General features: G+C 61.6%; 11 protein-coding genes. 7 read left to right on the top strand and 4 right to left on the bottom strand.

Annotation, left to right across the window (positions count from 1 at the left end):
• A partial coding sequence (locus GIW04_RS25130) for a LysR family transcriptional regulator (RefSeq protein ID WP_236479302.1) occupies positions 1-312 on the bottom strand: 312 nt, incomplete at its 3' end.
• Between the two features lie 118 nt (positions 313-430).
• Between GIW04_RS25130 and GIW04_RS25125 the strand changes: the two genes are divergently transcribed.
• From GIW04_RS25125 to GIW04_RS25100, 6 genes are all read left to right on the top strand, one after another.
• Positions 431-919 carry a DMT family transporter gene (locus GIW04_RS25125; RefSeq protein ID WP_014718846.1) on the top strand — a complete coding sequence of 163 codons (489 nt, stop codon included), beginning with the start codon at positions 431-433 and terminating at the stop codon, positions 917-919.
• A 4-nt stretch (positions 920-923) separates the two neighbouring features.
• Positions 924-1,379, top strand: a complete 456-nt coding sequence (locus tag GIW04_RS25120) for a DMT family transporter (protein WP_003191976.1) — start codon at positions 924-926, stop codon at positions 1,377-1,379.
• Between the two features lie 88 nt (positions 1,380-1,467).
• Complete coding sequence (locus GIW04_RS25115) at positions 1,468-1,638, top strand: metallothionein (RefSeq protein ID WP_120249078.1); 171 nt, start codon at positions 1,468-1,470, stop codon at positions 1,636-1,638.
• Positions 1,639-1,753: 115 nt separating this feature from the next.
• A complete protein-coding gene (locus GIW04_RS25110; protein ID WP_034134512.1) occupies positions 1,754-2,530 on the top strand; it encodes an AraC family transcriptional regulator in 777 nt (258 codons plus the stop codon).
• 69 nt (positions 2,531-2,599) lie between these two features.
• Positions 2,600-2,773, top strand: a complete 174-nt coding sequence (locus tag GIW04_RS25105; RefSeq protein WP_003191972.1) for a DUF1427 family protein — start codon at positions 2,600-2,602, stop codon at positions 2,771-2,773.
• A gap of 28 nt (positions 2,774-2,801) precedes the next feature.
• Entirely contained in the window at positions 2,802-3,761 is a 960-nt protein-coding gene (locus GIW04_RS25100; RefSeq protein WP_094774103.1) for a quinone oxidoreductase family protein, read from the top strand.
• Between the two features lie 104 nt (positions 3,762-3,865).
• On the opposite strand, the gene GIW04_RS25095 is transcribed toward GIW04_RS25100, so the two are convergent.
• From GIW04_RS25095 to GIW04_RS25085, 3 genes are all read right to left on the bottom strand, one after another.
• Positions 3,866-4,897 carry a purine-nucleoside phosphorylase gene (locus tag GIW04_RS25095; protein ID WP_003191968.1) on the bottom strand — a complete coding sequence of 344 codons (1,032 nt, stop codon included), beginning with the start codon at positions 4,895-4,897 and terminating at the stop codon, positions 3,866-3,868.
• A gap of 14 nt (positions 4,898-4,911) precedes the next feature.
• Entirely contained in the window at positions 4,912-5,862 is a 951-nt protein-coding gene (locus GIW04_RS25090) for a nucleoside-specific channel-forming protein Tsx (RefSeq protein ID WP_003191967.1), read from the bottom strand.
• 178 nt (positions 5,863-6,040) lie between these two features.
• Positions 6,041-6,967: an AraC family transcriptional regulator gene (locus tag GIW04_RS25085; protein WP_094774102.1), complete on the bottom strand. Its 927-nt coding sequence runs from the start codon at positions 6,965-6,967 to the stop codon at positions 6,041-6,043.
• Positions 6,968-7,221: 254 nt separating this feature from the next.
• On the opposite strand from GIW04_RS25085, the gene GIW04_RS25080 reads away from it, so the two are divergent.
• On the top strand, positions 7,222-7,711 hold a 490-nt coding region (locus GIW04_RS25080), incomplete at its 3' end, for an SDR family NAD(P)-dependent oxidoreductase (protein WP_236479301.1).

Here is a 7,711-nt window from a genome sequence, read left to right as displayed (position 1 = left end):
GGGCGCGTTGATGCGCACCAGGCCGCTGGGTTCGTTGTCTTGCTCTTGCAGGGCCTGGTTCGCCGTCTCCAACTGCTCGAGTAGCAAGCGTGCGTGGCGGCCCAGCAGGCGGCCGGCTTCGGTGGGGCTGACGGCACGCGTATGGCGGTAGAGCAATTGCTGGCCGACGGCCTGCTCCATCAGTTGAATCTGCCGCGAGATGGAGGAGGGCGCCAGGCTTTCACGGCGGGCTACTTCGGAAAAGCTGCCCTGGTCCAGCACGGCCACAAACAGGCGTAGCGCCTTGAAACTCAGTTCATTCAAGCCCTGCATCATCTCTCCAGGCTGTGCGTTTTGCGCAAAGGTGTTGTCCGCATAATCCCATTTATCGCACAGCACGGCCACCGGATAATGCGCGCCATGTTTTTCTTTCTTGATACACGGGTGATGTATGCAGGCACGTTCTACCGAGGGGCTGGCGCAGGCTAGGCCGAGCAATAACCTTTTACGGCTGCTGCTGTTGCCGTTGGTGATTCTGGCGGGCATGGGCCTGTCGGTGGAGGCCGGGTTGCTCGGGCCATTGGGCGCGCAGGTCGGGCATTTGTGGGCGACGTTGAGCATCTTTGGTGTTGGCACGGCGATCCTGTTTTTACTGCTGCTGTTCAGCGGCCCGCAAAAAGGCCCGGCCTTCACGCAGCTGCCGCGCTGGCAGTTGATCGGCGGGTTTCTGGGGCCGATGTATGTAGTGGTGTTGACCCTGGCCACACCGCACATCGGCATCGCGATGACCATGATCGCGATCCTCTCGGGCCAGGTGGGCAAGAGTGTGTTGATCGACCACTTCGGCTGGTTCGGCACGGCGCGCAAACGCGTCAATGGCGAGCGCTGGATCGCGTTGGCGTTGATTGTGGCGGCTCTGGTTCTGATTGCACGAGGCTAAGGCGATGAATCTGTTTATGTTGTTGGTGGTGGTGATTGCAGCGGGGGCGGTGCTGAGTGTGCAGGCCGCTATTAATGGGCGTCTGGGCCAGACTGTGGGGGTGTTGCGCAGCAGCCTGTTGACCTTCGCGGTGGGCGCGCTGACCACGGCGCTGTTGATATTTTTCTTCGAGCCGGCCCAGGCCGTCAGCCTGCTGGAGGTGCCCAAGTGGCAATTGACGGGTGCTCTGTTTGGTGTGGTGTACATGATGGTGATGGTCGGCGCGGTACCTGTGGTCGGCACGGCTGTCGCCACGGTGGCGGTGATCGTCGGGCAACTGGGCATGGGCATGTTGATTGACAACTTCGGCTGGCTGGGCAACCCGGCGATCGAGCTGTCGGGCAGCCGTATTCTCGCGATGCTGTTGCTCGCCCTGGCGTTGGTGTTCATGTACCGCAGCAATAGCCGCCGGGCCGACTGACGGCGCTGAACCATGCCTGCCTGCCCAAGGTCACTGCTTAAGATGCGGCGCTCGCTGCATCGGACGACCATGAAAAAGGAGTCTGACCATGCCAGATCAAACCTGTGCTTGCCCTCACTGCAAATGTGTATTGGGCGCTGACGCAATCATGAAAGAGGGCAAGGGCTATTGCTGCCAGGGCTGTGCCGAGCACCATGCTCACGGTGAACCCTGCGCCGCCGCAACGGGTTGCGAATGCGCCAAGTCGGCCCACGGTTGACAGCATTGACCTGCGGGCCCGGATACCCGGTGCCTGCAGGGTGAGTAAAAACAGTTCGCTTGCCCGCGGCCAGTCTTTACCATGGCGGCCCATCCTTGATTGATGTGTACCCGCCATGGCCCTGGCCGCGCCTCCCGACCTCAGTGATCACGCCGTTCCCGTGCAACCGTTGGCGCGTACCTACCCGCGTGGATTATACGTAGAGCCGCACAGCCACGATTGGGGCCAACTGCTCTACGCCATGAGCGGGGTGATGTGGGTCGAGACGCCACGCGAAGCCCTGGTGGTGCCGCCCCAGCGCGCGGTGTGGTTGCCGCCGGGGGTGGAGCACGGGATCCGCGTGGTCTCCGATTTGCAAATGCGCAATATCTACCTGCGCCCGGCATTGGCGGCGACGCTGGACAGCCAGGTGCAGGTCATCGAAGTGGGTCGCTTGTTGCGGGAGTTGATCGTGACCTTGGTGGAGCAGGGCGATCACGGCGATGCGGCCTACTACGAGGCTGTCGTAGGCCTGGCTCTGCTGGAGTTGCAACGCGCACGTCGCTCCTCTATTCGCATTGCCATGCCGGTGGCGGCTGATCGTCGGCTGATCAATGCGTGCCAGGCGGTCATGGCGTCGCCCTCCCTGGACGTCCCGTTCGAGCAGCACGCCGAGGCGGCGGGCGCCAGCGTGCGCACCCTGGCGCGGCTGTTCCAGCAGCACCTGGGCATGGGGTTTGCCCAGTGGCGTCGTCAGGTGCAGTTGGCTACGGCGGCGGCGGAGTTGATCCAGGGCCAGTCGGTGAGCGGCATTGCGCGCACCCTGGGTTACTCGCCCAGCAGCTTCAGCGATATGTTCCGACGCGAACTGGGCGTGTCGCCGTCCCAGTACCGGGGTTGGCCGAAATCCTGAAGCACTTGGCCGATACCCACGGTAGGCGCGCCCTAGACTGAGCCTATCAATCCACCGGGCGCAGCCTTCATGAGCTATTTGATTTCCTTGGCCATCGGCCTGTTTGTCGGCGTGATCTACGGCGCGCTGGACTTCCGTTCACCGGCACCGCCCGCTATCGCACTGGTCGGCCTGATGGGCATGCTGCTCGGCGAAAAGCTCTGGCCCATGACGCGACAGTTGGTCAGTGGTTGGTTGTCCTGATCCCTTTTCCCTTCGACGGATGCCCTCGATGAACGCACTGCAATTTACCGCCACCGGCGACCTCGCCCACCTGAGCCTGGTGGAGGTGCCCGTGCCGGTGCCGTCTGCCGGCGAAGTGCTGGTGCAGATTAACGCTGCGGGCCTGAACCCCAGCGACGTGAAAAACGTGCTTGGCCGCTTCCCCTACACCACGCTGCCACGCATCCCAGGGCGTGATTTTGCCGGCGTGGTGGTGGAGGGGCCGCAAGCATTGCTCGGCCAGGCAGTCTGGGGCACCGGTCGCGACCTGGGTTTTTTCGCTGACGGTTCCCATGCCCAATACCTGCGCGTATCCGCCAAGGGCGTGGCGCACAAACCCGCGCATTTGAGCTTTGCCCAGGCGGCCAGCCTCGGCGTGCCCTATACCACTGCCTGGGATGCCTTGGAGCGCAGTGGCGTTGGCCAGGGCACGCGCTTGCTGGTGATTGGCGCCAACGGCGCGGTCGGCAGTGCGGCGCTGGCGCTGGCGAAGATACGCGGCGCGCAGGTGCTGGCGGCTGTGCGCAAGGCCGATCAGCTCGAGTTGTTGCAGGCTCAAGGGTTGGACGCGATTGCCTTGGGTAAGCCAGAGGCGCTGGGCGCGCAAGTGCAGGCCGTGTTCAAGGGCGGCGCCGACGTGATCTTTGACACCACCGGTTTCTGGCTGCCTGCCGCGGTGGCGGGGCTGGCACCGTTCGGCCGCATTGCGATCATCGCCGCCCCGGTTGACGGCCTCGTGCAGTTACCGGCCCTGGCGCTGTACCGTAAGGGCGGGTCGGTGGTGGGGGTCAACTCGTTGCTGTACAGCTGCGAACAATGCGCGGTGATGTTGGAGGCGTTTGGGCGCTTCTTTGATGAAGGCCTGTTGCCGCTGCCTACGGGGTTGCGTGAAGTGGCGTTGGTGGAGGGTGTTCAGTGCTATGCAGAAGTGAACAACGGCAGCCCAGACAAAATCATTTTCCTGCCGTGATGGGATAGAAATGTGGGAGCGGGCTTGCCCGCGAATGCGGTGTATCAGTCACTTATATATCGACTGACACTCTGCCTTCGCGAGCAAGCCCGCAGTATTGATCTTCACTCGACCTCGGGAACGCCTTTTTCCCACACCGACCAGTTCTCAACAATCGCCTGGACCAACGGGTTGCCCGTGCGGTACAGGTTTTCCAGCGCGGGTACAAAACCACCCTGGTCCGCATACTTGAGCAGGTTGTCTACCTCGCTGTAGCCCGGATAAGGCCGGTCAAAGTCGGAGCCGGCGCGCACCACGGCCAGGCGCTGGATATCCACCAAACCTTCGCGGCTGGCGCGCAGCAGCGCTTCGTAGGTGGAGTTGTCCTCTTGTTGGGTGGTGCAGTATTCGCCTTTGTTGTCGGTGAGCAACTGGGTCCAGACCTCGGCACGTTCGCTCAACCGCGTGCCGGAAAACCAAGTGTTGCCCGCCAGGGTGTCGCAGCGCGTGACTTGCGGCGGTTGGTTGGCCGGGGCGGCAGGGTAGTGTTTACGCCAAGCGGCAGACTCTTTGCTTTCTGTCAGTTCCACCTTGTGCGACAAGGCAAACGCTTTGGCTTGCAGCTTTTGGTTGAGCTCGAACACTTCGGTCTTGTAGTCCAACGGAGGTTTTTCGTTGGGCCCCTTGGTGTTGATCCCGATATAGCCCGTCGGCCAGTCCTTGGGCGCATCCCGTGAATCCAGCTCCCACTGCGTGCCGAACTCCACCAGGTAATGAGCCCAGGCGGCGGTGCCGATGGTGCCGTGCTTGGGGTTGATGCCGGCGATTCCCGCGATCAGGAAGTAACTCTGGCGCAGGTCGAACTTGGGCGACAGTGCCAGGGCCAGCGTGGACGCGGCCGCGTTGGTCTGGCCCATGCCCGTCACCAGCAGGCACACGTCCTGGGCGTTGCAGCGAATTACCGGGTATTCGGCAGACAAGCCCGGTACGCGCACTTCTTGTTTGAGGGCCAGGCGGTCGATCCAGGTTTGCGCCTCGGGGGCGAACATGGTGATCAGCATCACCTTGGGTTTGATCGGCGCCGGGTTATCCGCCAGCACCACGTGGGGCAATAGGGCCAGGCCTGCGGCCAGCGAGATACGGGTCAATGCGTTCATCTACAGCTCCTTGATCAGAATTGGTAGCCCACGCCGGCGTAGTAACCCCAGCCGTCGGAGCGTGCGCGGAAGTTGCCTTCGCCGAAATTCAACTCGCTGCCGTCCTCCCAGTTGCCGCCGTTATGAAAGTAACGGCCGACCAGGGTAAAGCGCAGGTGGGTAAACGAGTACAGCAACACGTTGGTGGCCACCAGGGAGTTGGCGGTGCGCGCCGGGTTGTCCTTGTGCAGGTCCGAGCCGAAATCGTAGTTGGTGAAACCGATGTAGGTCAGCGAGGCGCCGTTGTCGAACTTGCCGATGGGCACGATGTACTTCATCTGCGCTCGGTAGCCGTCCCAGGAATACTCATTACTGGCGCCGTAGTTTTCCCACTGGTAGCGCCCATAGAAGTTGGCCGACAGGTTGACCCGCGAGTGGGTGTCGATATCGGTGCCCAGGCCGCTGTACAGAGTGTTGGCGCGGTTTTCCTTGCGGCTGCCGTGGTCGTAGATCCAGTCAAAGGCCACATACCATTCCTTGAATGGGCCAATTGCCAGGCTGCGTCCTGCGAGGTAGTCGATGGAGATCCGCGGTTCATGCTCCATGAACACCGGCGAGCCATGGTCCCACACGCCTTTGTCATTACTGTTGCCGATGGTGAGAATCTTCGGCACATCGATATAGCCGTACAACTCAAAGGGGCCCTTGCGCCCGAAGTACTCGTATTCCAGATAGACGTCATCCTGTGGCTTGGGACCGAAACTGATGTCTTTGCTGCCGATCAGCGTGAGGTCCTGGTTGAACCACTCGGACAAATAGACGCCTTTTTTCGTCGGCGGGTTGGCTTCAGGGCTGAGGGTTTCGCCCTGTGCTGAGTCATCGATGGGCTTTTCCTGCGCCAAAATGGGTGCACTGAGTACTCCCGTAACGGCGGCCAGTAGCAACGAAACGCCGAGACCAGCACGAGGCTTTGAGGTGGGGTGCATTGAAAGTCCTTATTCTTACGCGGTTTAAACCCGATTCGACGGGGAGGAGTGAACTTGGCGGTCAAGTTCGTTCCGCAAACGTTTGCACAGGCTGTACCAACTTGGGTCAATGGCTTGAACTGTTTAGAAAAAAGAGCAATTAGCCGACGATTTGGTCAGGAAAATAGGGGGATTCCTATCATCCCTGCGGGTCAGACGAATGGAACATCGGCAGTGCAGCCTGCCGCCGGTATTCACTCGGCGTCTGGTGCATTTCGATACGAAAGTGGCGGTTGAAATTCGACAGGTTGGCGTAGCCCACCTCAAAGCAGATGTCCGCCACTGACATCTGGCTGTGCAACAGCAAGCGGCAGGCACGCTGCACCCGGAACTTGCGCATCAGGTCGATAAAGCCATGGCCGGTGTTGCGCTTGAAAAACCGCGAAAAGCCCGGTTCGCTCATGTCCAATTGCCGGGCGATGTCCGACAGGCGTACATCGCCGGTCAACTCCCGCATCAGGTAGTCAAACGCCTTGTTGATACGTTCGGCGCTGCGCGCATCCAGGGTCGGTGCGTAGCACGGGCTGGCCAGGGTATTGGCCTGTGCAGGCGGTGCGTTCTTCAGGGTGTCGAGCAGTTGCAGGAACAGGGTCAGGCGTTGCAACCCATGGGCGCTGCCGATGGCCTCCATCAGCCCTGCCGCGCTCGTTGCGGTCTCGCCGGTGAATTCTATGCCCCGTCGCGCCCGTGCAAACAGTGACTGTAAATCACCGAGCTCAGGCAGGGTGGTGCGCAGGGCGAGCAGGGCGGCGCCGTCGAATTGCAGCACCACATCGCGTCCGTGCTGGTATTCGCCGGGGGCCAGGTCACCGATCCAGTCGTGGGGCAGGCCAGGGCCGATCAGCGCGACATGCCCGGCGCTGAACGCACCGATATAGTCGCCCGCCACCAGCTTGCCGCTGCCTTGGCGGATCAGGTGGATTTCGAATTCAGGATGATGGTTCCAGCGCGCCAATTCATAGGGATAGTCATGTTCGAACCAGCGAAAGCCGTGTTCCGGTTCGGGCAGGATCACCTCAAGCTCCGCAGGGCGGTGCTCGAACAGGGTGGCGGGGCTGATGGGCATGGTGCTGCCTCTTGTGATGGTGCAATTTTCCCAAAATACCCTCACTGGCAATCGGTGCGCTAGCCCCGGTTTCGCCTGAGACTGATACTTTTTTGATCCTGTGCCTCAGGTTAAAAAAGTATCAGCCTCGCATTCGCCAGCCGTTTGTGACGCGGCAGGCCAAGCTGCTGTAATCGAGGCTCAACAACAAGGGGCGGCAAGCTGTTCTCGGCGACGCTCACCGGCTACCGGCAATAACTTTTTCAGGACACCCTATGAAACGACTCGAAGGTAAAAGCGCGCTGATCACCGGATCGGCGCGTGGCATTGGCCGTGCGTTTGCCCAGGCCTACATCGCTGAAGGCGCCACGGTAGCCATTGCCGACATCAACCTGCAACAGGCCCAAGCCACCGCCGCCGAACTGGGGCCGCAGGCTTACGCCGTGGCGATGGATGTCACCGACCAAGCCTCCATCGACGCGGCCGTCGCCACGGTGGTGAGCCATGCGGGCAAGCTCGATATCCTGATCAACAACGCCGCCCTGTTCGACCTGGCCCCCATCGTCGACATTACCCGCGACAGCTTTGAACGGCTGTTCTCGATCAACGTCGCCGGCACCCTGTTCACCCTGCAGGCCGCAGCCCGGCAGATGATCAGCCAAGGGCATGGCGGCAAGATCATCAACATGGCCAGCCAGGCCGGGCGGCGCGGCGAGCCGTTGGTAGCGGTCTATTGCGCGACCAAGGCGGCGGTGATCAGCCTGA

The sequence above is a fragment of the Pseudomonas sp. PA-4-8C genome, from assembly GCF_021606625.1.
Taxonomy (GTDB): domain Bacteria; phylum Pseudomonadota; class Gammaproteobacteria; order Pseudomonadales; family Pseudomonadaceae; genus Aquipseudomonas; species Aquipseudomonas lactis.
Note: the sequence above shows the minus strand (reverse complement) of the source record. Positions and strands in the feature narration are given on the sequence as shown.